Origin of the sequence: Alcanivorax sp. IL3 (genome assembly GCF_047495465.1) — a bacterium.
Classification (GTDB): domain Bacteria; phylum Pseudomonadota; class Gammaproteobacteria; order Pseudomonadales; family Alcanivoracaceae; genus Alcanivorax; species Alcanivorax jadensis.
Window position 1 is genome coordinate 1,078,821 of record NZ_CP179931.1, and the last position, 19,674, is coordinate 1,098,494.

A 19,674-nucleotide genomic window follows, 5' to 3' on the forward strand; every position below is an offset into this window, starting at 1 on the left:
CTGAGAGCCTGATAAGGGCACGCAAGGCTGTTATACTCGCGCCCTCGAAAATCCTGTCAGAGTCGGAAGCCCCATGAGCCTGCAAGACCAGGTGGCCAAGCGCCGCACCTTCGCGATTATTTCGCACCCGAATGCGGGCCTGAAAGACAGCTAACGACAAGGGGCGACAAAAACCGCCCCTATTCCCTGCAATTCCTCGCTTTCCCCTTCCCAAGCTGCGACACCTCGCGCCATACTCTACCAGCCCAAGACGGAAATAGTTTGTACACAGCGGTGTACAAAATTCCGGATTCTGGAGCGGTTTTGAAATTTGTACACACGGGGGAGAGTGTGGCGTTATCTGATACCTGGCTGAAGGCCAATAGCGGCAAGCTTCGTGAGAAAACCGAAGAGCGGGCCGACCGGGATGGCCTGAGCGTGCGGCTATCGCCAAAGGGAAAGGTGACCTGGCAGATCCGGTACCGTTATGGGGGCAAGCCTCAGCGGCTGGACCTGGGTACCTATCCGCTGCTGGGGCTGAAGGATGCCCGGGAAGAAAGCCACAGGCTGCGCGCCAAGCTGGAACAGGGGTATGACCCCCGGGTGGTTCGGCAGGTGGAGCGGCAGGCCATCATCACGGCGGATTCCCTGGAGCAGCTCTTCCGGCAGTGGTACCAGGCCTACTGCGTCAAGAATAAAAAGGGGCACAGGGAGGTGCTGCGCTCGTTCGAGCTTTATGTGCTGCCTGCCATCGGTGCGCTACCTGCCAGGGATGTGACGCTGCATCAGTGGCTGGACCTCCTCGAGCAACGTGCCCAGTCCTCTCCCTCCATTGCTGAGCGGCTGCTCACCAACGCCAAGCAGATGTACAAATGGGCATTGCGCCGGCGGCTGGTGGAGCAGAGCCCCCTTTCTGATATCCAGGCTTCCCATGACCTCCAGATCAAGAAAGCGACGGGCAGCCGGACCCTGGCCCCGGAAGAGATCCGGATGATGTGGATGGCGGCGGATCAGTCGCGGATGGCGCCTAAGAACAAACTGTTTCTGAAATTGTGCCTGGTCTATGGGTGCCGGAACGGTGAGCTCCGGTTAAGTGAGAAGGCTCATTTTGATTTCGATAACAAGATCTGGACGGTGCCTCAGGAGAATCACAAGCTGGGCAAGATGACGGGCAAGCCGCTGGTGCGGCCGATTGTTCCTGATGTTGAGCCATTGCTGCGTGAGGCGTTTCAGCTGAGCGGGAGGGGAAAGTATCTGTTCAACAATGCCGGTACCAGCCAGCCCATGGGCAAGAGCTCGCCGCTGGCATTGCCGTATAACGTGATGCAGTGGCTGCGCCGACACAAAGGCTATGAGATGGCGCACTGGTCGGTGCACGATTTGCGGCGGACGGCCAGAACCAACTTCTCGGAATTAACAGAGCCCCATGTGGCGGAAATCATGCTGGGGCACAAGCTGCCTGGGCATTGGCAGGTGTACGATCACTACGACTATCTGAAGGAGCAGGGCGCGGCCTACCGCAAATGGTGGGCCAGGCTGGCGCAGATCGTCGGGCAGGATTAAGCGGCCGTTCTGGCCGCTTCCTGCTCTTCCCAGGCATCCACATCTTCAATCGCCCAGAGGTTATGGCTGCCGGACGGGCGGAGCCGTGGCTGTGGGAAGGGGTTGGCATCCTTGTTCATCCAGCGGAACAGGGTGCGGCTGGAGCAAGAGAAGCGCTCTGTGAGCTGCTTGGTGGTGTAGTAGCCCTTCGTCATGACGCACCCGCCTGGCAGCCTTCCGCCGTTGTGTTGATGGCTTCAATGCGGCTTTGGTGCTCATCCAGCGTATCCGGTACCGGGTTTGCTCGGCAGGGCGCGGCCAAGGGGCAGCAGCTGCAGCCGGCAATAGGGCCGTGCGATCGGAATTGGTGCTCGCAGATAGCTTTTGCTCTCTCGCTGAGGGTAGCCATGCCCAGCTGCTGCAGGCGTTGCTCATCGGTGACCATGGTGGCTCCTGTGTTCATGCTGCTGCCTCCATTGATTGAACCATATTTGCCTCCACCAGTGCCCGGGAGGGGTAGGGTGAGACGCTGTTGCCGCACATCTTCACCTGGTCGGCCTTGGTGAGGCGGGTGCCGTCGAAGGTGTGGGTGTGGATGTAGTCGGCTGGGAAGCCCTGGGCGGCGAACAGCTCGTGGGGCTGCAGCATGCGCATGCCGATATCAACGATCTGGTAGGGCTCGCCTTTCACCATGACCAGGCCGAGCCGGTCTTTGGTGGGGATGGTGTGCAGTGGCTCCTTCAGGGCCTGCCACTGGCCGCCCTCGCTGTAATACTTCATCAGGAAGGCCCGGACTTCCCCGTGGTGGGTGCCCTGGGCGCTGATGGTGTGCAGGGGCTCCCGGGCGTCGTGGCCGACGTTGCTGCCCCGCAGCTTCACCATGTGGCTGGTCACCAGGCTGTGGTGGTCCACGGTGGTGACGGTGCCCAGGGGGTTGCGCAGGTCGGTACCGACTACGCCGGTGTAGTGCTTGGCGAGGAAGGCCTGAACCAGTGCAAAGTGGCCGCCCTTTGGCCAGGCAGTGATCGTGCGGAGCGGTTCCCGGATGTCATGCACGGTGTCCCTGCCGTTGAAATTGGCGATAGGCACGATGAACGGGTCCGCTGATTCGACCACAAAACGCCGGATACCCTCGGCGATCCGTCGGCAGGTGGCGTCGGCCAGAGGGCGCTTGCGTTCGAAGATGCTGGGGCAGGGCTGGCTCCAGTCGATGATGTCCGCTGCGGTGCGGTAGGGCTTGAGGCCGGGGCCGTGGGTTGGCTTCGGCCAGGCAATGGGTTGGCCGTCGCAGCGGGCGACCAGAAACAGGCGCTTGCGGATGGTGGGGGCGCCGTAGTCGTGGGCGCTGAGTTCTTTCCACTCTACCTGGTACCCGTGGCTTCTGAGGGCATTCACGAAGCTGCGGAAGGTGTGCCCCTTGCGCTTCGGGCAGGGCATGAAGGCGGGCCCTTCTGGGGTATTAATCTTGACCACGGGGCCCCAGGTGACGAACTCTTCCACGTTCTCGAGCATGATCACCCGGGGTTTCACGGTACCCACCCAGCGCATCACTACCCAGGCCAGGCCGCGGACCTGTGGGGAAATCGGCTTGCTGCCCTTCGCCTTGCTGAAGTGGCGGCAGTCTGGGCTGAACCAGGCGAGGCCTACCGGCCGGCCCTGGGTAACCTTGCGCGGATCCACATCCCACACGGATTCGCAGTAGTGCTTGGTGTGGGGGTGGTTGGTCTCGTGCATGGCCAGTGCCACCGGGTTGTGGTTGATGGCGATATCAACGGGCCGGCCAATGGCCTGCTCGATGCCAGTGCTGGCACCACCGCCGCCGGCGAAGTTGTCCACGACCAGTTCATCGAAGTTGAAGCCGGCTTGGGGGCGTGTGCGGAAGTGGTTCACTGGTGCCTCTCCTCATTGGCCAGCGGGAAATGCTCAATGGCGCAAGTGGTGGTTGTGGTAATGGTCTCCGTGGCATCCTTACTTGAAATGAACAGGGGGGCTTTTCGATGGAGTGGCACTGGTGCGGATTGGATGGAGATTGCTTGGCGTCTTGGTTTTGGAGTAGCGCTACTGCAGCCTGGATTCAGGCTGTGGTGGCCATTGCAGCGATAATTTTTGCTAACAGCAGAGCAAAACAGTCCTTTAAAGCTGCTATTGAGCAGGAAGAGAAAAGAGCAGAGCTTGCCCAGCAAGAAGAGAGGAAGCGCGAACACCTCAATCACGGCAAGAACCTTGCTCGAGTCAAGGTTGTTATAAGCAACATCGTAACTTCTATGGAAATCGTCCTGAGGATAAAAGCTCAAAACGGGGGGAGTTCATAACCGCCCAGCTTCAAGGTGCCATATCCGAAATATTGGAAGGAAAGGACCAGCTCAGAGTGCTGATAATGGATGATTTTCCCCATCCGTATTTGCTGGCTTACATCAACGCTTCTGCCACTCTTACCGCGGACTTTGCCGCTTTTTGTCGCCATCAATTGGAAGGCGGAGTCCCGGCTGCAAGCACGGAAAGAGGTATCCGTGAGTTCATTAAAGATATGACGCATTACCACGACACGATTCAGGAGTTCCACGACCGGTTTGCAACAGACCCAGAAGCTGAGTTCAGGCCGCATAGTCTTCGGGAGGCGAAAAAAGGCGACAACTAGCAGCTTCACGCGTCACCTCCCGGGAACTGGTCCCAGGTGCGGCCGTCCAGCAGGCGACCGGCGGCTTTCTTGCCAAGGCGCTGCATGAAGGCTTCAGATCCTGTTCCTCCGCCGTTTTCCAGTAGGCGCCCATCCTGTCCGGAGAAGGTCAGTCGGATGCAGGGCCACTTCAGGCATTCCGGGTCAAGATCAGAGCATGAATTTCCATCAGCGAAGGTGTGGTAGCAGCTGCTGCGCGGCACCCACTCACCCCACTGTTTGAAGAGAAGCGGAACACCAGCGGCAATGCACTGATCGCGCAAATCAAGAGCCCACTCAGGGTGCATTGGCCGGGCGTCGGCACCGGACTCGCCCCCGACGATTACCCAATCAACCGCCGGCCTTACCCAGCCGGTACCATCTGCCTCAGAGGCAGACAGCATTGCTGCAGCCATCGGGTCCATTTCGGCAAGGCCATGGTCACCACGATGTACCCATTCGGAAATATTCACTGGGCCCAGCAAAGGCTCCATGCTTAGCCAGCGCAGCCGAGCAGGCGTGTCCAGCAACTTGGGAATATCTCTGTCCGCCTCCTGCTGGTTAACCACGGTGGCGCCCAGCCACACATTCGCGGGAGGTCTGCCATTCCGCCAGCGGTGAGCCATAAGGTGGCCGCTATGACTCCCCTGTCGTGGTATTTCGGCTACTTCAGTAACCATGCGAACCACATTGCCAATGCGCTTGGTCAGTAGCAGCCAATCCAGATGCGGGGTTTCGCTGATCAGCTTGAACAGATCGGCCCGCCACTCAGTCGGCACCTCGTTATCGAATACGTCTGCCAGGCTGGCGCAGAACACCCGGTACCGGACGCCTTTCTCAGCTGCCTGGGTGTTCCAGCGGCGGGGCTTGGCCCAGTTGGCCGGCGAAGTCCGGCGCCGTGGTGCACCAGGGCCCCAGTTGCCGCCATGGAATCGCTTGTTGCGGGTCTCCGCGTAGCAGTGATCGCAGCCGGGACCGATCTTGGTGCAGCCTTCCCACGGATTGAAAGTGTGGTGCGCCCACTCGATATTGGTGTTCTCTCCCACGGTTCTCTCCCTACCTCAACAAAAACACCTGAAACCCGGCATCGGTGACGGTCATGTCCAGCTCGGTGAGCATGTCGTCGATGCACTGGGTGGCGGTGTCGAGCACGTCCACCAGGTTGCAGGGGTTTTGGTTGCGGATTTCGTCTGTGCTGCGGTCGGGCCCGTTTCCCGCGTGGATCTTGATCAACCATTTCCGGCTCCCAAGGCGGCGGGCCTTGGGGCTGATCCATGGTTGTTCGTCGTGCACGGAGAAACGGGCGACCAGCATGGTTGGCTCCTGTTAGGCGCTGAAATTGCCGATGGTGACGGGCAGTTGATCACCAAACTGCTGCTGCAGCAGGGTGGCGAACTCCTCGGCCATTTCTTCTTCGTGTTGCTCCGGGCGGATGATCCGCAGGGCCAGCAGGGGCTTTTCTTCATCGAAGCGCAGGCTCAGGCGCAGGATGAAAGTGCGTTCCGTCAGGCCGGTGTAGGGTTCGCAGCTGAACAGAATGAAGCTGGGCAACGGTTCGCTGTTGCTGCTGGCTTCCACTTGCTCCATGGCAGACCGGGTGGAGCTCAGCTGGCCTTCGGTGTGGTCGCTGGAGCTGTTCGCCTTGATGGTGAGGCCCCGAATGTTGTCGCGCCAGTCTTCCAGCCACTCAGCCAGCTGCTGCTGGGTGCGAGTTTTGCCGTCCATGCTCTTAATGGCATCGAAGGCGGCGGTGGTTTTCAGCTTGATGGTGGCGGTGTTGTCCGCATGGCCGGGTTCATTCAGGTCGCCGAGGTTCAGCACGGCCTTAGCGGTCATGTCATCGGGCCAGACAAAACATTCCGCCCCGCTATCGGCTTTGCCCACGGTGTAGCTGACAAAGTCATCAATGCGACGGGTGAGGAAGTCACCCCGGAACCGGCTGCGCAGTGGTCTGAATTTCTCCAGTTCCAGCACCCGTGTGTCATCAGGGAGGGCGGCCACGTCCAGGTCGTCGCTGATTGCTGCTTTGTTGAATTCCAGGCGGACGGTGTTGTCCTGGATATATTCCAGCAGGGTCGCGGTTTTGATTGCTTCCATGAGCTTATTGCTCCTCTGTTGCGTGGGTTTTCAGGAAATCCATCTGGGCATCGGGGGCGATGGTCATCTTGCCGCCCTTGCCCACATACATCGGGGTGGTGGTGGTGTCCTCTTCGGTGGCCTTGCCCCGGAGGGTGGGGCGGGACACCTTGAGGGTGTGGCTGATTTGGACCTGGTGGGACTCGCCGATTTGCTGGATATCCAGCTCCAGAACGAGCTTCCCTTTCTTTCTGCCTTTGCCGTGGTCGATGGTGCCGGTGGCAACATCGGAGAGGGCCTGGCCGAGCTTTTTGACGAAGACGCCGCCGTCCAGCTCACTGATAAAGTCTTCTACGTTGGTACGCATGGTTCTCTCTCCCGTAAGGGTGGTTGGTGGTTAAAACTCAGGTGAGCGCCAGAGTCAGATAAAGTCCGAGGCCTGCGAGGCAGAGCACGGTGATCATTACGCGCTCGCCGCGGTGTGGTTGCCGCTCTGTCGGCAGAGGAAGCTGCACAAGCCGCTCACGGCGGCGTGTGCCAAACAGGCGGATTTTGCTGCGTCCGCTGTCGGGTAGCAGCCGATGCACTGGTGAACCGATGCCCGCCAGTTCAGCTTTTGGTAAGGCGGTTTGGGTGGCCAGGCGGTGAATACCTGGGTTTCCTCGGTGTAGCTGAGGCTGACCCGGTAGCTGCCGTTCTTCAGGCTGTATTTGCTGACGGTTTCCCATGCCATATGTCTCCCTCATTGCCTTACGCGGCGCGTCTGATGCGGGCCCAGAGCTCTGCCAGGCCGGCTTCGGTAATGTCGATGCGTGTCCGCCATTTCCAGCCCACTACGGGGTGGTGGTATTGGCGGTGGTCTTCTTTGAGCCAGCCCTCGCGCACCCAGGCCGGGTGGGCCCGTTCGTCTTCGGTGATGGCGCCCATGGCTCGCAGCTGCTCGCGGAGCTGGCCGGGCTTGGTGCCAAGGCGCTGCGCTGCTTGCTTGATGCGGTAGGTGGGCTGGCTCATGGTTAACCTCCGAATGGCTCCCTGCCGATCAGCCGGCCCGGTTTGGCCGTGTGCCACCATTCCCGGGGCTGATCAGATTGGTAAATCCGGTATTCGTAGTGGGGCCAGTGCAGGCCAAGGGCATGCAGAAACCCCCATTTATGCTTCCAGCCGGTGTGGATGAAGAGCGTCCAGGTCTCCGGCTTTACGCCTGCGATGCGGTGCAGGGTTGCCCGGGTGATGTGGTTGAACCAGCGGACTGGGCGCGTCTCCACGGTGGCCACTACCAGGTCCGGCTCAATCCACCGGGCGAAGGGCGCGTGGTGTTCGCGGTAATGGCCGGTGAGCACCAGGCTGATGGCGTGGTTCCACGGGTGGTTGTGCAGGCTGCGTTCGTGATCGTCTCGGACGAACCGGTGCAGGTAGACCGTGAGGCCCAGCAGCTGGCAGATGAAGTACCGCTCCATGTAAGGCTTGCCTTCGATCTTGATCAGCCGAGTTGGGCGGTTGGCAGTGAGCCGGTATAGGAGGCGGGCTAGCAGGTTCATGCTGTACCTCCAGCCCATTGACTTGCTGGGGCAAGCTGGAAGATGGTTATCCCTTTGATATTGGGAGGGAAACCATGTTTTGTGATTCTTGGGAATGTGTTGGTGCATGGTTTGGCAGCGGGGGTGGCGCTGCTTGGATGCAGGCTTTGCTTACCTTGTTGGTCTTCAGGTATTCCGTGCGGGAATCCAAAAGGACCTTTAAAGAGGATCAGAAAAGAACTAGAGCAATATTCCAGCATGAACGTGAGCTGGAGAGGGCGCGACAGGATAAAGAGGCTGAGCTTAGAGAGCGGGTCTCCAGAAGAATTGAGTATGGCAATCTGGTGAAAGCTAAGGCTGTATGCTTGAGGTTGAGCACAAAGCTTGGTGCTGTTAACGATACGCTCAAGCATCACGGTATGTTGGGCGAAGTTTCGAAGGTAAATGCTGTAACGGAACTGGCTCAAGACCTGGAGTACTTGAGAAGAATAATGTTTGAGGATCTCCCCGATGAAGATTGCCTTCGGAAGTTGAACATGGAGGCTGCCAATATCGCAGGAATAATAGGTATTTTTTCTTTTGAGGGAGATGGTGGGGACGATGTGACTGGTGGTGCACTTGAAGATGCTTTCCAAAAGAGCAACGAATGCTACAAATGGGTGGTATCCAAGTGCTTTGTTGTTGAAAGTCAAATCAGGAAGTAGAAGCTTCATCATGCTGCACCCTGATACTTGGCAGGGCCCGCGCAGGCCTTGGCGAAGATCCATGCCCTGGCGATCGCGCAGACGGTTTTGCTCACATCTTCCTCGGTACCGTTGTTCAGCAGGTACTGATCGCCCTGAGCAAAAGTGATTGGCTGATTGGTGCTGTGCTGGCTGTCACTTGTGCCTTCCGGGCGGCTGACGTGGATCACCAGGCCCTTCATGGCGCGAACCCAGTACGCTTCGTCTTCGGTTCGCAAGTCAGTGATGACGGCCAGTTCAGGGGTGTCTTGGCTGTCTTCCAGTTCGCGCAGGGTGTCCACCATGCGCACGATCAAGTAATCCGGTCGGATGGTCTTGCGGACCACGTCGCCCAGCTGCTCAAGCAGGGCGCGAGCGGCCTTATCACCCTGTTGTTTGAGCTGGTTGACCTCTTCCGGGGTGATGCCCAGGGCAACGGCTGCCATCTCATACAGGGGCGCGGCAAAAGCCACTTCGCTGGTCTGCCAGCGGGTGCTCAATGCCTCTGCGGCGTTGTTCTTGCCGGCGCCGCCGGGGCCGGTGAAGGCGATGATTTTCATACGATGGCTCTCTCTATGGCATCGGCGGCGGTGGCGTACACCACGGCGCCAACGCGGCTACTGAAGTTGCAGATGGATACCTGGTCGGGCCCGGTCGGGCGGACCATGCAGTTGATGTCCTTCTGGAAGCGGTAAACCGTCACGTCCAGATCCGCACCGTGCACGGTGATGCGTGTCGTCACCGGGGTGCGGCTGTGCTGGCCTGCCTTGATGGCGGAGCGCAGGCGGCGCTCTTGTTCGGTGGTGAGGTTCACGCTGCCTTCCTCCCGGCCTTGTACCGCTCGCACTTCTTCAGGTACTCATTGGCCATCTGGTTGATCTGGGCGCGTACCCGAAGGGTGGTGTTGCTGACGGGCACTTCGCTCAGGTAGTGGTCCAGAAGGCGGCCTGAATTGAGCATGGCTTTGTCCATGTCGTGGGTGATGATCAGGCGCCCAAAGGCGCGTTTGGCGTTGTGGATCAGGGCCGGGATGTTGATCTGGTTCATGGGTGCGCTTCCTTGTGCTGATTTACGCTGCAGAGGGGCCGTCGCCATCCGGTGTCGCCCAGGAACCGGGCATCGGTGTGCGGATAGTGCGGGCTGCAGGGCGAACGTGGTGATTGCTGAAACGGCTATGAGAGACCAGCTGGGCGGTTTTGCCCGTGACTACAGCCACAAGGCCGGTGTGGGCTTGCAGGGCTTTGATGCAGGCCCTGGAAGTGGCGGTGGGGTGGATGTGGATGGTCATCGCTCAGCTCCGTAATGTACTGAAAGTACATTTAAGTTACTGAACCAAAAGTACAAGGTCAAGACATAAAATGAACTAAATGTTCAATTTTGGCTTAAGGAGGGGGTGGGCTCACAGTTCTATTTAAACTGTGAGGTTTTGCTTGTTCTTGGGTGGGGTTTAATTGAAGTTGGAGATTAGCTTGTACTTGATGCGCTGATTGCTTGCCTCAAGGATCTCTAATGTGGCGCCTTTGTAGGTGATCTCTTTAGATTCACTCAAATCATAAACCGATTCAGTTTCCATTATAGGCTGGGCGTATCCCCCGGAAAATTCGCGGTATTGGAATTTCGCTTTATCGCCATTTATACCTAAGAAAATCAGTGTTTGATTTTCAGACCTGGCGGTCATGGCTCTGCCGGTCGTCCTGGTGTAATTTGCCGGAATATCTGAGCACCAGTTGGTAAGTACTGTCCCTAGATTTTGAACTGCGCAGGCCCTGCCGGTCTTTTTATCTATTCTCAGCTTTAGGTGGCCAGTATATGCGGAGTCAAGTGAGATTATCTTCCCTTGGCGGGCTTCGGTTTGAGCTCCAGAGTATGGGGCCGCATAAAACTCGTTATGTGCTTCTGCAACTATTTGATACTGGCCTGGAATGGCTTCAAATTGGCCTTTGATGGCCAGCTTGTTAGATAGGTCTATTGCTTGAAATGTCTCGTGGGTGCCTGTCGATATTACTGTGTCGCCGATGGAGGCAGATGCGATTCCGCCTGTGGCGGGCTTAGAAAAAGGTTCGACTTTTGATTCAGGCCTAGTTAGTGGATTGGCGCAAGCTGATAGAAGAAGGGCGGATATGCCGATAGTCAAAGCTTTTTTCATAATCCTTCCATGGTTGGTGGGGGCTGGCTTTAGATTAAAATTTAAGCTTGGCCTCTTTAACAACGCCAACGATCCTGCAGTTCCCGTTGATGGGTATTGTTTTATAGTCCCTATTTAAAGGCTTTAGGTACTTATGGCCGGCGTCAATTACGAGTTGTTTGAATGTGACCTCTTGGGTTTCGTCTAATTTTGCTACAACTAAGCTGCCATTGTCTGCCTGCATGTCTGGGTCTACTAGTATCAAGTGACCCTCTGGCACGCTGAGGCCGGATTGGGCAGTCATAGAATCACCGACCACTCTCAACCAAAATACGTTTGGGCCGGAAGTTGAAGGAACCGGTTCGAAATCCTCCCCGAAGCCTGGGGTGTGTAGGTCAATTGCTTCGCACCATTCCCCCGCTTGAACCCAGCTGATAACAGGTGCTACTCGGGAGCTTATCTCCTCGCCAGCGTATTGGACATTGCCTTGCTGATAAGTGGCTGTTTCCTCGTTTATGCGGAAATTATCCGGTTCGCCATATTGCAGCCACTGCTGGGAAACGCCTAGTTTTCGGGCGATGACCAGAAGCTTGTCTGGGCGCGGAATGGATTCCCCTCCAAGCCACTTGCTTGCAGCTTTGGGGGTGGTGCCTGTGATTTTCGCGAGGAAGGTTCCAAGGCCTCGTGCTTCATGCCCGGCTTCTTTTGCCGCCGCTTTCAGTCTCCGGGCGAACTCTTCCTTTGCGTTTTCTTCTGTATGAACCATCGGTTCATTATCGCGGGAGTTGATTGTACTTTCAGTTCCATTATAAGATGTACCAAAAGTACACTTCAGAGGCATGACTATGTCCTTCTTCAGATCATTTATTGGCGATATCGGCGGGGTTAAAGCTGCAAGTGAGATTTGCCGTGTATCGCCGCGGGCCCTATACAAATGGCTCGATGCTGACGCTCTGCCTCGTACCGATTACACGGGAGAGACTTGCTATGCGGAACTGCTTGCAGAGGCATCTGAAGGGCGTTTCTCTGCAGAGTATTTGCTAGAGGCTTTGCGGCCAGGTCGCGACAGCAAGGCCGCCTGATAATTCCAGAATAGGGGCGGCAGCGCCGCCTGTTGAGAGAAACCCGGGAGAGTGTTTCATCATGAATATCAAACGTATGGGCCGCGAAGCGCTGGCCGAATGCACCTTGCCAGACCTGAAAACCGCCCTTGCCATGACAGCAAAGCGGCAGGGCATCAAGAAGCTCTGCGCTACCTACGACCTGCACCCTCAGCAGCTGTACAACAACCTGAACCTGAACGACCGGGACCGAAACCCGACCCTGCAGCAGTTTGAGCTGATTACCGAGTATGCCCGTGACCATGGTGACGTGGAGCAGATTCTGGACGCGATTTCGTTGATTACCGGGTGTGTCTGGCTGCCGATGCCACAGCCTGGGGATTCTTCCCAGTCTGAGCTTTTCAGCGGCTTGGCCGATCTGGTGGGCCGGGTGGGCAAGATGACCACCGATGTGCGGGATGCGCTTGCTGATGGCGTGGTGGACCAGGATGAATTGGCTGTGCTGGAGAAGAGCCTGTATCGGCTGGTGCAGTCCGGGTTCAGCCTGGTGGAAGCGGCGAAGCAGTTTGAAGGGGGTGCGTAATGGCCCCCTTCTTTGAATCTGAAAATGCGTTGGCATTTTTGAATGAGTTAGGGGTGTCCAATCTAGAGGGCCGATTGTGGTTTGAGGTTGTAGATGGGCAGCTGGAGCTTCGTTTGGCCCATGATCGTGTCGATTCGTCAGTGGTTGTTGTGGCCTTGGCGATTGGTTTCATCGTGTTTTCCCCTATTGGCAGGGTTACGGGCCGATCAGTGTACCGAGCCACTGGAGTATTCCAGGAGCGCGCTCAACTCCCTCATTCACGATTTGTTGAGTTAACTGCTTCATCGCTTCGTTTGGCAGGTCCTTCAGGCCCTCAAGAAGGCGGTTTTTCTCATGAGTAGGCAAGTCGGAGCTCTCGATCTTTTGGCCCATGAGCGCCCGGATGGTGTTGGCTTCCAGGCGAACGGTGACTACCTCAAGGATGGCAGTAAGCCCGCCATCATCAGCAAGAAAGTCAAGCCCTTTGGCTGTGATTTTGGCGTCTGTCAGGTACATCCTTCCAGCGAGTTCTTGGCTGAAGCGCGTTTTAACAAGCCCGTGTTCCGAGAGATAGTGGGCGTTAGCGAGAACGACCTGCGGGTCCTCGTTGGTGAATTGAAGATCGGGACCGGGGACGCTTTTGGGGTAGGCCTTGGCAAGAATTGTCAGAAGCTGTTTTTGGTAGTCCCTGTCGATCTTCATGTCGTTTTCCTGCTTTATTATATTTGTGAGTTTGTAAGCCGTGGGGAGAGCTCGTTATGCGACAAGCCGAAAAAACCAGTTGAAAGGGTTTTCTTGGCATCTATGTTTCTTCACTTGTTCAGTGCTGTAGCCCATTTCTGTAAGTACGTCGTTATGGGCAACTGCGCGGAGCGATTCGAGGTCCGTAGTTGCTCCTTCGGCTCTAAGTCGGGCAATTTCATCGTCTATCTCTTCTCCTGTAAGGCGCCGGGCCTGTCTGGAAAGACTGAGATAGCTATTTCGTATCGCTGTAGCGGTTGCCGCTTTTTCGCTGGGACGAATGGTTATATCCAGTGTGGTGGCTGTTGCAATTACGAGCCCGGCCCAGCCAGCGAATTCTGGATGTTGTGTCGTGTAAGCAGTGAAGGCACTGATTGTTCCGCCGATTTGTACGAAGTAAACCAAACCGTGGATGCGCCGATAGAGCCGAGCATAGCGCTCATTAAAACGGCGCCCAAAGTTGATAAGAAACTTTTGGGTTGGGCTTGGGGTTGTTTCTTCGGTCATATCTTTATCCTTGATCTGGTGGCTCGACGGGTGGTGCTTTTGGTGGCACCTGTGTGTTGGGTTGAGGATCTCTGTTTTGATGGTTCATGGTGGCTTCCTCTTGTGTCTGTTTTTGGTGTTGGTCGCAGACCCAATGGTAGCACGGTGGAAGCCGCCGCCAATTCTCTGGAGGTGCGGCATGCCTGATCCGCTTCCACTCCAAGAGGCCGGGCAGGCCTTGCTGTATGTCGATCCCAACTGTGACCGTGATACCTGGTTTTCAATCGCTGGTGCGCTGAAAAGCGAATACGGCGATACGGGTTGGGATCTGTTCGAAAGCTGGAGCCAGCAGGGCCACAACTATGACAAGGGTGCCTGCAAGACGACCTGGCGCAGTGCCAAGCCGGGCCATTATTCCATCGGTACGCTGATCAAGCTGGCGAAGGATGGTGGTTGGGAGCGCCCGCATCGGCAGTTAACCGCTGAAGAGAAGCGGCAGCTGCAGGATGAACAGCAGGCGCGCAGAAAGGCCCGCCAAGCGGCCATAGAGGCTGACGAAGCCCGTTTGCTGGTGATGCATGAGGCGGTTGCAGGGGCCTGCCAGACGATATGGGATGACCATACCCAAGCCATGGGCAAAAGCGCTTACCTGGGCAAGAAAGGGGTAGGGGCGCATGGTGTGCGGTTTTTTCGTAATGCGGTGCTGCTGGTGATTGATGACCAGGCGCAGACCTGCGAGATCAAGCTGAAGAACGAGATCCGGGATTGGTTTGGCGCGCTGCCGAGCCCCCGGCCGGAGCATATTTCCTTTTTGATGTTGAAGAGTGGTGCCATCGCGGTGCCGATGCGTGACTGTGCCGGCTATGTTTGGGCTATTCAGACGGTGAACGAGCAAGGGACGAAGCTGTTCCCGAAGTATGCGCGCAAGAAAGGCTTGTTCCATGTGCTGGGTGAGCTGGATGGTGCGGAGCTGGTCGGCTTTGCCGAGGGTTATGCCACGGCGGCAACGGCGTATGAGCTGGGTGCCGGTTGGCCGGTGGTGACTTGCTTTGATTCCGGCAACATGTACGCGGTGGCCGCTGAAATGCAGGGTGCCGGTTTGCTGGAGGGCAAGACGCCGGTGTGGCTGGCCGATAACGACCCGCCGAATAAGCAGACCGGTAAGCGGGCGGGGCAAGAGGCGGCGAACAAGTGCCAGCAAGCCTTCGGTGGCGTGATATTGACTCCGAATTTCCCGAAGAAGGAAGCGGCCTGATGCATGGTGATTGGAATGACCTTGCGCAGGAGCATGGCAAGCGTGAGGCGAAGAAGCAGCTGCAGGCTGGCCTGCAAGAGGCGTTGGCGGCGAATGATGCCGTAGAAGAGTCCTCTCCCACGCCCACTCCTGAAGAGCGCGGTCACGCGCAAGGGGGGGTGGGGGATGGTACTCGTTGGACCAAGACGGCGCTGATCGAGCATTGCATGCTGGTTTATGGCACCGACATGGTATGGGACTCGAGGAACCGGATTTATATGCGGCTTTCGCACCTTCGGCATGCGATCGGGCGTGAGCTTTTCAAGACCTGGGAGGATAGCCCCAGCCGGAAGATTGTTTATGGGTTGAAGTTTGAGCCAGGGCAGAATCTCGGGAAGAAGTGGGTGAACCTGTGGGAAGGGTTTGGTGTGACGCCGGACCCGCGAGGGCAGGAAGGGTGCCAGCGTATTCTGGACCACTTCTACCGGCTTTGTCGGTTTCGGCAGGCCGAGTTCAATTGGCTAATGCGGTGGGTCGCGCTTCCTGTTCAGCAGCCCGGGGCCAAGATGGATAGCAGTGTTGTTATGTTTGGTGCCGAGGGCCCCGGTAAGAGTGCAGTGTGGGAAAACGTGGTGATGCCGATTTATGGTGAGGCGGCTACCACGATTGGCCAGGCGCAGCTGGAAAGCCAGTTTACTGGATGGCAGGCGGGTAAGTGCTTTGCGTTGGCGGAAGAGGTGGTAAGCCGTGCCGAAAAGAGCCACTACAAGGGCCAGCTGAAGCACCTGGTGACGGGTAAGTCAGTGCGGATCAATGAGAAGCATGCGCCCGAGCGGGTGGAAACGAACCATTTGAATGTGGTGTTTCTGTCGAACGAGACGGTGCCGCTGTTGCTGGACCAGGGTGACCGGCGTTACCTGGTGCTTTATGCCGATGATGTGCCTGATCAGGATTATTTCCACGAGCTTTTTGCTGAGATCAATAACGGTGGTGTTGAGTGCTTCATGCATTACCTGCTGAATTTGCCGCTCGGCGATTTTGGCAGCTGGACCCGACCGCCTCTGAATGAGGAGAAGGAGGGGCTTGTTGAAATGGGTATGAGCACGGCGCTGTACTTTCACAAGCAATGGCAGGATGGCGATCTGGAATTGCCGTATGGCGCTGTGGCGTCAGCGGATTTGTGGGCGGTGTTCTGCCGGTGGTGTGAACGAAACAATGAGTACAAGCGCCGGCAGCGGGACCTGGCGGCAGACCTGAAGCGGGTTATGAAGTCCGACAGGCGTGATATGCAGTTCCCCAAGGAATTGGGTACCAAAAAGACGATAAGGCTGTGGGTGCCGTCTGAGTTGTTTAAGCGGCGTGATATGCCGGGTTACCTGGATGAGGTCGGGCAGCAAGCCAGAGCGTTCCATATGGCGGCTCAAGGTAGTTGGGTGCGGCCTGATGGAGAGGGGCAATGATGATTTTCCGACACCTAGACACCTGCGCCGACACCTGCGCCGACAGCTGTAGGGCGCGTGATTACTGGGCTAGACGCCTAGACGCCTAAAACAGGCCTTCGTGCGCCTGTGTGCGCCTGCGCGTATGCGTACACCCATATTTATGTGTCTAGGTGTCTAGGTGTCGGAAAATAGTAATAGTTAAAGATAAATCAATAAGTTACGGCTAGACACATAAACCGACACCTGAAATTCAGGTGTCGGTTGCCCAAAACGATACGTTCCACGTTCAACAAATGAGAAATGGTCAGGGGAGAGTTATGCATCCGATCCGATTGCTGGGAAAGATGACGGCGAAGGGGCTGCTGATTGATGGCGCTGGTTTTGGCAGTGGCCCGGTAGCGATCCGGCCTGTTGATGTTGCTGCGGCGCTTGGCATGGGCCGGCTGCCGCTGGAGGCGGCGTTGGTGGGGCGGGCGAAGTTCTGTGACGACAACCAGGCGCAGCTGGATCTGGCTGTGTGGGTTCGCGATGAATTTCGTCGGCGCTGCCTGAAACAGGGCTGGAAGACGGATTATTGCGAAGGCCTGGCCCAGCTGTGTGTGTTTGAGCTTGTGCACCCCATGCGCTGTAGCGAATGTGTTGGCCGTGGGTCGCTGTGGCAGCAATGGCCGGTGAGGCAGGGCAGCGGAACCCTGCGGGCTGTGGAATCAAGCTGGGAGGAGTGTGGACGGTGCAAGGGTACCGGGCAGGCCAAGCTGACGGTGCGAAGCCGGGCGGCGGTAGCAGGTATCGGCAAAAGCCAGTTCTCTGATGTTTGGCAGGATAGGGCGGATAATATGATGCAGACCTTGTGGTCACTTGAGGAAAAGGTTTTACGGCACCTGCATCGCCAGTTCTCAGATGAGGCCGCATGAAAGAATTTTAAATTTTCTGCACTTGACCTCTTGACGAACCGGACAAAAACCACCACCATTTTCCCATCGTGCATAAGCCCGCCCTGAGAAATCTCGGCGGGTTTTTTTGTGCCCGATACTCTCCCCGGGCCCGCCTTTTGGCGGGCTTTTTTATTTCCGAGAAGAGTTCGAGGGCCGTTGATGACGCCAAAGACTGACAGCGTGGTTTCTGCTGGCAGCTACGCCGGTGCCGGCGTTTCAGTCCTGGCCGGGCTAACCCTGACAGAGTGGGGCGTCATCGTCGGTATCTTCACTGCGTTGCTTACCTTGCTGATCAATGCGATTTACCAGTTCCGCAAGGATCGCCGTGAGCAGCGGTTGTTCAAGCTGAAGATGGATCAGCTTCAAGAGATTGATAGCGATGGCCAGTAAAGCGCGTTTGGCAGGGATCATTGGTGCTGGTGTGCTGGCTATCGCAGGTTCTGTGATTGCGCCTTACGAGGGGCGCAGTCTGGTTGCCTACCTTGACCCGGTGGGCGTTCCCACGATCTGCGAGGGCATCACTGCTGATGTGCAGATCGGTGACGCGGCCACTGATGCTGAATGTGATGCAGCGTTGCAGCGTGAAATGCGTAAGCATCTGGCTGGTGTTGAGGCATGCATAGATGGGTACCTGACCCCAAACCAGTGGGCAGCTGTACTCAGCTGGACTTACAACGTGGGAGTTGGTGCGGCCTGCAGCAGCACGCTGGTGGCCAAGATTAACCGTGGTGAGTCATTCCGGGCCTGGTGCCCTGAGTTGAAGCGTTGGGTGTATGCCGGTGGCGAGCGGTTGGGTGGACTCGTAAAGCGCCGTGATGCCGAGTATGCCCTGTGCATGGGTGATGCATGAGCCCGGCTGTGGCCCGTGGCCTGGGTCTTCTGATTGTTATCTCGGCGATATTCTCTGCTGGCTTCCTGTTCGGCTGGAAGTGGCAGGCTGTTGAGTATGCAGAGTTCCGGGAGGACCAGGTTGCGGATGCACTGGTTGATATGGCGCATGCTCAGGTTCAGCGAGACAAACTGCAAAAACGGTTCGAGGCACTAGATGCCCGGCATACGGAGGCAAAGCGGAATGCTGAAGAGCGTGAAGAGCAGCTGCTGTCTGATATTGGCGCTGGTCGCATCAGGTTGTCAGTGCTTGCCTCAGAGTGTGGAGCCAGTGCAGAACCCGGCGCCGGCGGCCTGGATGATGGAAGAGTTCGAGCCGACCTTGACCCCGCGCATGGTGAAAGAGTTATCCGTATCACCCGAGAAGGAGACCGAGCAATCCGAGCGCTGAGTGCGCTGCAAGATTATGTTCGGCGTGTGTGTCTTGCTGATGGCTTGTGAGGGTTGCCGCCGGCGGCGTGAGTGGATCAGGAAGATGGGTAGGTTGGCTTATGAGCGAGCAAGAGGAATCGTTAATCCAGCAGCTGATCAAGAGCCAGCAACAGTTGACTCATCAGCTGGCGCAGATGGTGGAAGCCAACCAACAACTGGTGGCGGTGAATCAGGATCTGCTCGCAGCCGTGCTGGATGATGAGGAAGACGAGGATCTTGATGGACCCCGTGGTGTTGACCTGGCCGGCCGCCCGATCTGATGGCTACCCGGCCATCACGATGGTGCGGTAAGTGCCGCAAGGTGCATGCCGGTGGCTGTCCCAACCGTGTTGCCTGGCAGAAACCGGTGAAGGCCAAGTCTGGCCGTGGTGGTAGGCCGTGGCGGCGTAAGAGAGAACAGATATTCGAGCGTGATGGTTTCCTCTGCCAGGAGTGTTTGCGGCAAGGAATCGTCACGATTGTCACGTTACACGGTGCGAAAGCGGGGATTTGTGATCACATTGTCCCCATTGCAGAAGGCGGCAGTGATGCCGACACCAATTTGCAGACCCTTTGCCAGCCCTGTAGCGATGCCAAAACCCAGCTGGAATCACAGAAAGGGAGGGGTGGGGCGAAACCTTAGGCCGTCCCTCACGGACACCGCCCCCCCAATCAATTTTTTATGCGTTTGGAATTGAAAGGAGTTTCACCATTGGGCTTTTGACTGGTGGTGATGATTCGCTATGGCAGGTCGATATCCGGAATCCGCGATCACTAAGCACCCGGCATTCGAGCAAGGCCAAGCTGCGTCCGCTGAAAATGAAAAGCTGCACCAGGCGCGCGCGAAGGAACTGAAACCCCGCGGCCTGACCCGCGCTGAAAAGAAAGTGTGGGACCGAATCGCGCCCGAGCTGAGCAGGCTCGGCCGTTTGCGTCCGCACTTTGTGGACTTCATCGAGCAGTACTGCGTGGTCAAGGTCCGCATGGATGAACTCCGCTGCTTTCTGGACGGTGAAGATTGGAGCTATGTCACGTCAGGCCGCCATGGCATACAGCACAAGGCACGCCCGCAAGTTGCCCAGCTGAATGATGACTGGCGAAAGTGGAATTCCCTGGTAGCGCAGCTGGGCATTTCTCCGGCTACAGAGCTCCGATTCAACGACAAGCAGGGCAGCCTGTTTGAAGATGATGAGTTTGGGAAGTTGTGATCCCGGTTAGTGACAACCATCTGGCAGATGTAAACGCCTACTGCCAAGCGGTTATCAGTGGAGAGCGGCCAGCCTGCAAGTGGGAAAAG

The 19,674-nt window shown here is 57.2% G+C and carries 32 protein-coding genes; 14 read left to right on the forward strand and 18 right to left on the reverse strand.

Annotated features, from left to right (window positions below):
• Positions 1-303: 303 nt before the first annotated feature.
• Positions 304-1,542 (forward strand): tyrosine-type recombinase/integrase, encoded by a 1,239-nt coding sequence (locus tag ACMG4M_RS05105; RefSeq protein WP_414430807.1) that lies wholly within the window; start codon positions 304-306, stop codon positions 1,540-1,542.
• Here the strand turns inward: ACMG4M_RS05105 and ACMG4M_RS05110 are convergent.
• Genes ACMG4M_RS05110 through ACMG4M_RS05120 form a run of 3 tightly spaced genes read right to left on the reverse strand, consistent with a single transcriptional unit; the run spans position 1,539 to position 3,411 of the window.
• Positions 1,539-1,736: a helix-turn-helix transcriptional regulator gene (locus tag ACMG4M_RS05110; RefSeq protein ID WP_414430808.1), complete on the reverse strand. Its 198-nt coding sequence runs from the start codon at positions 1,734-1,736 to the stop codon at positions 1,539-1,541. The two genes, ACMG4M_RS05105 and ACMG4M_RS05110, sit on opposite strands and share 4 nt — an antisense overlap.
• Positions 1,733-1,984 carry a hypothetical protein gene (locus ACMG4M_RS05115; protein ID WP_414430809.1) on the reverse strand — a complete coding sequence of 84 codons (252 nt, stop codon included), beginning with the start codon at positions 1,982-1,984 and terminating at the stop codon, positions 1,733-1,735. Before ACMG4M_RS05115 ends, ACMG4M_RS05110 begins: the two co-directional genes overlap by 4 nt.
• On the reverse strand, positions 1,981-3,411 hold the full coding sequence (locus ACMG4M_RS05120; protein WP_414430810.1) for a DNA cytosine methyltransferase: 1,431 nt from the start codon (positions 3,409-3,411) through the stop codon (positions 1,981-1,983). The genes ACMG4M_RS05115 and ACMG4M_RS05120 overlap by 4 nt, the downstream gene beginning before the upstream one ends.
• Before the next feature lie 143 nt (positions 3,412-3,554).
• Here ACMG4M_RS05120 and ACMG4M_RS05125 point away from each other — a divergent pair, with 143 nt between their 5' ends.
• Both ACMG4M_RS05125 and ACMG4M_RS05130 read left to right on the forward strand, forming a co-directional pair.
• The gene (locus ACMG4M_RS05125) at positions 3,555-3,833 is read left to right on the forward strand and encodes a hypothetical protein (RefSeq protein WP_414430811.1); all 279 of its coding nucleotides are present in this window, start codon (positions 3,555-3,557) and stop codon (positions 3,831-3,833) included.
• 65 nt (positions 3,834-3,898) lie between these two features.
• A complete protein-coding gene (locus ACMG4M_RS05130) occupies positions 3,899-4,159 on the forward strand; it encodes a hypothetical protein (RefSeq protein WP_414430812.1) in 261 nt (86 codons plus the stop codon).
• 5 nt (positions 4,160-4,164) lie between these two features.
• On the opposite strand, the gene ACMG4M_RS05135 is transcribed toward ACMG4M_RS05130, so the two are convergent.
• The 11 genes from ACMG4M_RS05135 to ACMG4M_RS05185 form a co-directional block, all read right to left on the reverse strand.
• Positions 4,165-5,223, reverse strand: a complete 1,059-nt coding sequence (locus tag ACMG4M_RS05135; RefSeq protein WP_414430813.1) for a phage Gp37/Gp68 family protein — start codon at positions 5,221-5,223, stop codon at positions 4,165-4,167.
• A gap of 10 nt (positions 5,224-5,233) precedes the next feature.
• Positions 5,234-5,491, reverse strand: a complete 258-nt coding sequence (locus ACMG4M_RS05140; RefSeq protein ID WP_414430814.1) for a hypothetical protein — start codon at positions 5,489-5,491, stop codon at positions 5,234-5,236.
• 12 nt (positions 5,492-5,503) lie between these two features.
• Complete coding sequence (locus tag ACMG4M_RS05145; RefSeq protein WP_414430815.1) at positions 5,504-6,274, reverse strand: DUF2303 family protein; 771 nt, start codon at positions 6,272-6,274, stop codon at positions 5,504-5,506.
• A 4-nt stretch (positions 6,275-6,278) separates the two neighbouring features.
• Complete coding sequence (locus ACMG4M_RS05150; RefSeq protein WP_414430816.1) at positions 6,279-6,620, reverse strand: hypothetical protein; 342 nt, start codon at positions 6,618-6,620, stop codon at positions 6,279-6,281.
• A 96-nt stretch (positions 6,621-6,716) separates the two neighbouring features.
• A complete protein-coding gene (locus ACMG4M_RS05155; RefSeq protein WP_414430817.1) occupies positions 6,717-6,986 on the reverse strand; it encodes a hypothetical protein in 270 nt (89 codons plus the stop codon).
• A 17-nt stretch (positions 6,987-7,003) separates the two neighbouring features.
• Positions 7,004-7,264: a hypothetical protein gene (locus ACMG4M_RS05160; RefSeq protein ID WP_414430818.1), complete on the reverse strand. Its 261-nt coding sequence runs from the start codon at positions 7,262-7,264 to the stop codon at positions 7,004-7,006.
• Positions 7,265-7,266: 2 nt separating this feature from the next.
• Complete coding sequence (locus ACMG4M_RS05165) at positions 7,267-7,791, reverse strand: hypothetical protein (RefSeq protein ID WP_414430819.1); 525 nt, start codon at positions 7,789-7,791, stop codon at positions 7,267-7,269.
• Positions 7,788-8,486, reverse strand: coding sequence for a hypothetical protein (locus ACMG4M_RS05170; protein ID WP_414430820.1), 699 nt, complete (start codon positions 8,484-8,486; stop codon positions 7,788-7,790). The genes ACMG4M_RS05165 and ACMG4M_RS05170 overlap by 4 nt, the downstream gene beginning before the upstream one ends.
• Positions 8,483-9,052, reverse strand: coding sequence for a hypothetical protein (locus ACMG4M_RS05175; RefSeq protein ID WP_414430821.1), 570 nt, complete (start codon positions 9,050-9,052; stop codon positions 8,483-8,485). Before ACMG4M_RS05175 ends, ACMG4M_RS05170 begins: the two co-directional genes overlap by 4 nt.
• Complete coding sequence (locus ACMG4M_RS05180; RefSeq protein ID WP_414430822.1) at positions 9,049-9,306, reverse strand: hypothetical protein; 258 nt, start codon at positions 9,304-9,306, stop codon at positions 9,049-9,051. Before ACMG4M_RS05180 ends, ACMG4M_RS05175 begins: the two co-directional genes overlap by 4 nt.
• A complete protein-coding gene (locus ACMG4M_RS05185) occupies positions 9,303-9,539 on the reverse strand; it encodes a hypothetical protein (RefSeq protein ID WP_414430823.1) in 237 nt (78 codons plus the stop codon). The genes ACMG4M_RS05180 and ACMG4M_RS05185 overlap by 4 nt, the downstream gene beginning before the upstream one ends.
• A gap of 127 nt (positions 9,540-9,666) precedes the next feature.
• Here ACMG4M_RS05185 and ACMG4M_RS05190 point away from each other — a divergent pair, with 127 nt between their 5' ends.
• A complete protein-coding gene (locus ACMG4M_RS05190) occupies positions 9,667-9,795 on the forward strand; it encodes a hypothetical protein (RefSeq protein ID WP_414430824.1) in 129 nt (42 codons plus the stop codon).
• Positions 9,796-9,939: 144 nt separating this feature from the next.
• Here the strand turns inward: ACMG4M_RS05190 and ACMG4M_RS05195 are convergent, their stop codons facing one another.
• Both ACMG4M_RS05195 and ACMG4M_RS05200 read right to left on the reverse strand, forming a co-directional pair.
• Positions 9,940-10,638 (reverse strand): hypothetical protein, encoded by a 699-nt coding sequence (locus ACMG4M_RS05195; RefSeq protein WP_414430825.1) that lies wholly within the window; start codon positions 10,636-10,638, stop codon positions 9,940-9,942.
• A gap of 34 nt (positions 10,639-10,672) precedes the next feature.
• A complete protein-coding gene (locus tag ACMG4M_RS05200; RefSeq protein WP_414430826.1) occupies positions 10,673-11,458 on the reverse strand; it encodes a helix-turn-helix domain-containing protein in 786 nt (261 codons plus the stop codon).
• A gap of 302 nt (positions 11,459-11,760) precedes the next feature.
• On the opposite strand from ACMG4M_RS05200, the gene ACMG4M_RS05205 reads away from it, so the two are divergent.
• A complete protein-coding gene (locus ACMG4M_RS05205) occupies positions 11,761-12,261 on the forward strand; it encodes a phage regulatory CII family protein (protein WP_414430827.1) in 501 nt (166 codons plus the stop codon).
• 195 nt (positions 12,262-12,456) lie between these two features.
• Here the strand turns inward: ACMG4M_RS05205 and ACMG4M_RS05210 are convergent, their stop codons facing one another.
• A complete protein-coding gene (locus ACMG4M_RS05210) occupies positions 12,457-12,942 on the reverse strand; it encodes a hypothetical protein (protein ID WP_414430828.1) in 486 nt (161 codons plus the stop codon).
• A 54-nt stretch (positions 12,943-12,996) separates the two neighbouring features.
• The gene (locus ACMG4M_RS05215; protein WP_414430829.1) at positions 12,997-13,488 is read right to left on the reverse strand and encodes a hypothetical protein; all 492 of its coding nucleotides are present in this window, start codon (positions 13,486-13,488) and stop codon (positions 12,997-12,999) included.
• A gap of 178 nt (positions 13,489-13,666) precedes the next feature.
• Between ACMG4M_RS05215 and ACMG4M_RS05220 the strand changes: the two genes are divergently transcribed.
• The 9 genes from ACMG4M_RS05220 to ACMG4M_RS05260 all read left to right on the forward strand — a co-directional run bounded on the left by ACMG4M_RS05220 (position 13,667) and on the right by ACMG4M_RS05260 (position 19,585).
• Positions 13,667-14,722 carry a PriCT-2 domain-containing protein gene (locus ACMG4M_RS05220; RefSeq protein WP_414430830.1) on the forward strand — a complete coding sequence of 352 codons (1,056 nt, stop codon included), beginning with the start codon at positions 13,667-13,669 and terminating at the stop codon, positions 14,720-14,722.
• On the forward strand, positions 14,722-16,161 hold the full coding sequence (locus ACMG4M_RS05225; protein ID WP_414430831.1) for a primase-helicase family protein: 1,440 nt from the start codon (positions 14,722-14,724) through the stop codon (positions 16,159-16,161). Before ACMG4M_RS05220 ends, ACMG4M_RS05225 begins: the two co-directional genes overlap by 1 nt.
• 299 nt (positions 16,162-16,460) lie before the next feature.
• Positions 16,461-17,057, forward strand: a complete 597-nt coding sequence (locus ACMG4M_RS05230; RefSeq protein ID WP_414430832.1) for a hypothetical protein — start codon at positions 16,461-16,463, stop codon at positions 17,055-17,057.
• Between the two features lie 180 nt (positions 17,058-17,237).
• Entirely contained in the window at positions 17,238-17,468 is a 231-nt protein-coding gene (locus tag ACMG4M_RS05235; protein ID WP_414430833.1) for an HP1 family phage holin, read from the forward strand.
• Positions 17,458-17,928 (forward strand): lysozyme, encoded by a 471-nt coding sequence (locus ACMG4M_RS05240; protein WP_414430834.1) that lies wholly within the window; start codon positions 17,458-17,460, stop codon positions 17,926-17,928. The genes ACMG4M_RS05235 and ACMG4M_RS05240 overlap by 11 nt, the downstream gene beginning before the upstream one ends.
• A complete protein-coding gene (locus ACMG4M_RS05245; protein WP_414430835.1) occupies positions 17,925-18,407 on the forward strand; it encodes a lysis system i-spanin subunit Rz in 483 nt (160 codons plus the stop codon). The genes ACMG4M_RS05240 and ACMG4M_RS05245 overlap by 4 nt, the downstream gene beginning before the upstream one ends.
• Positions 18,408-18,457: 50 nt before the next feature.
• The gene (locus ACMG4M_RS05250; protein ID WP_414430836.1) at positions 18,458-18,658 is read left to right on the forward strand and encodes a hypothetical protein; all 201 of its coding nucleotides are present in this window, start codon (positions 18,458-18,460) and stop codon (positions 18,656-18,658) included.
• Positions 18,658-19,020 (forward strand): HNH endonuclease, encoded by a 363-nt coding sequence (locus tag ACMG4M_RS05255; RefSeq protein ID WP_414430837.1) that lies wholly within the window; start codon positions 18,658-18,660, stop codon positions 19,018-19,020. The genes ACMG4M_RS05250 and ACMG4M_RS05255 overlap by 1 nt, the downstream gene beginning before the upstream one ends.
• 100 nt (positions 19,021-19,120) lie before the next feature.
• A complete protein-coding gene (locus ACMG4M_RS05260; RefSeq protein WP_414430838.1) occupies positions 19,121-19,585 on the forward strand; it encodes a P27 family phage terminase small subunit in 465 nt (154 codons plus the stop codon).
• Positions 19,586-19,674 lie beyond the last annotated feature (89 nt).

What these genes read in the sequence shown, in the direction of transcription:
- ACMG4M_RS05110 (WP_414430808.1), bottom strand. Translation starts at nt 1,736, where the DNA reads ATGACGAAGGGCTACTACACCACCAAGCAGCTCACAGAGCGCTTCTCT.
- ACMG4M_RS05115 (WP_414430809.1), bottom strand. Translation starts at nt 1,984, where the DNA reads ATGAACACAGGAGCCACCATGGTCACCGATGAGCAACGCCTGCAGCAG.
- ACMG4M_RS05130 (WP_414430812.1), top strand. Translation starts at nt 3,899, where the DNA reads ATGGATGATTTTCCCCATCCGTATTTGCTGGCTTACATCAACGCTTCT.
- ACMG4M_RS05140 (WP_414430814.1), bottom strand. Translation starts at nt 5,491, where the DNA reads ATGCTGGTCGCCCGTTTCTCCGTGCACGACGAACAACCATGGATCAGC.
- ACMG4M_RS05145 (WP_414430815.1), bottom strand. Translation starts at nt 6,274, where the DNA reads ATGGAAGCAATCAAAACCGCGACCCTGCTGGAATATATCCAGGACAAC.
- ACMG4M_RS05150 (WP_414430816.1), bottom strand. Translation starts at nt 6,620, where the DNA reads ATGCGTACCAACGTAGAAGACTTTATCAGTGAGCTGGACGGCGGCGTC.
- ACMG4M_RS05155 (WP_414430817.1), bottom strand. Translation starts at nt 6,986, where the DNA reads ATGGCATGGGAAACCGTCAGCAAATACAGCCTGAAGAACGGCAGCTAC.
- ACMG4M_RS05160 (WP_414430818.1), bottom strand. Translation starts at nt 7,264, where the DNA reads ATGAGCCAGCCCACCTACCGCATCAAGCAAGCAGCGCAGCGCCTTGGC.
- ACMG4M_RS05165 (WP_414430819.1), bottom strand. Translation starts at nt 7,791, where the DNA reads ATGAACCTGCTAGCCCGCCTCCTATACCGGCTCACTGCCAACCGCCCA.
- ACMG4M_RS05170 (WP_414430820.1), bottom strand. Translation starts at nt 8,486, where the DNA reads ATGATGAAGCTTCTACTTCCTGATTTGACTTTCAACAACAAAGCACTT.
- ACMG4M_RS05175 (WP_414430821.1), bottom strand. Translation starts at nt 9,052, where the DNA reads ATGAAAATCATCGCCTTCACCGGCCCCGGCGGCGCCGGCAAGAACAAC.
- ACMG4M_RS05185 (WP_414430823.1), bottom strand. Translation starts at nt 9,539, where the DNA reads ATGAACCAGATCAACATCCCGGCCCTGATCCACAACGCCAAACGCGCC.
- ACMG4M_RS05190 (WP_414430824.1), top strand. Translation starts at nt 9,667, where the DNA reads ATGAGAGACCAGCTGGGCGGTTTTGCCCGTGACTACAGCCACAAGGCC.
- ACMG4M_RS05195 (WP_414430825.1), bottom strand. Translation starts at nt 10,638, where the DNA reads ATGAAAAAAGCTTTGACTATCGGCATATCCGCCCTTCTTCTATCAGCT.
- ACMG4M_RS05200 (WP_414430826.1), bottom strand. Translation starts at nt 11,458, where the DNA reads ATGCCTCTGAAGTGTACTTTTGGTACATCTTATAATGGAACTGAAAGT.
- ACMG4M_RS05205 (WP_414430827.1), top strand. Translation starts at nt 11,761, where the DNA reads ATGAATATCAAACGTATGGGCCGCGAAGCGCTGGCCGAATGCACCTTG.
- ACMG4M_RS05210 (WP_414430828.1), bottom strand. Translation starts at nt 12,942, where the DNA reads ATGAAGATCGACAGGGACTACCAAAAACAGCTTCTGACAATTCTTGCC.
- ACMG4M_RS05215 (WP_414430829.1), bottom strand. Translation starts at nt 13,488, where the DNA reads ATGACCGAAGAAACAACCCCAAGCCCAACCCAAAAGTTTCTTATCAAC.
- ACMG4M_RS05220 (WP_414430830.1), top strand. Translation starts at nt 13,667, where the DNA reads ATGCCTGATCCGCTTCCACTCCAAGAGGCCGGGCAGGCCTTGCTGTAT.
- ACMG4M_RS05225 (WP_414430831.1), top strand. Translation starts at nt 14,722, where the DNA reads ATGCATGGTGATTGGAATGACCTTGCGCAGGAGCATGGCAAGCGTGAG.
- ACMG4M_RS05230 (WP_414430832.1), top strand. Translation starts at nt 16,461, where the DNA reads ATGCATCCGATCCGATTGCTGGGAAAGATGACGGCGAAGGGGCTGCTG.
- ACMG4M_RS05235 (WP_414430833.1), top strand. Translation starts at nt 17,238, where the DNA reads ATGACGCCAAAGACTGACAGCGTGGTTTCTGCTGGCAGCTACGCCGGT.
- ACMG4M_RS05240 (WP_414430834.1), top strand. Translation starts at nt 17,458, where the DNA reads ATGGCCAGTAAAGCGCGTTTGGCAGGGATCATTGGTGCTGGTGTGCTG.
- ACMG4M_RS05245 (WP_414430835.1), top strand. Translation starts at nt 17,925, where the DNA reads ATGAGCCCGGCTGTGGCCCGTGGCCTGGGTCTTCTGATTGTTATCTCG.
- ACMG4M_RS05250 (WP_414430836.1), top strand. Translation starts at nt 18,458, where the DNA reads ATGAGCGAGCAAGAGGAATCGTTAATCCAGCAGCTGATCAAGAGCCAG.
- ACMG4M_RS05255 (WP_414430837.1), top strand. Translation starts at nt 18,658, where the DNA reads ATGGCTACCCGGCCATCACGATGGTGCGGTAAGTGCCGCAAGGTGCAT.
- ACMG4M_RS05260 (WP_414430838.1), top strand. Translation starts at nt 19,121, where the DNA reads ATGGCAGGTCGATATCCGGAATCCGCGATCACTAAGCACCCGGCATTC.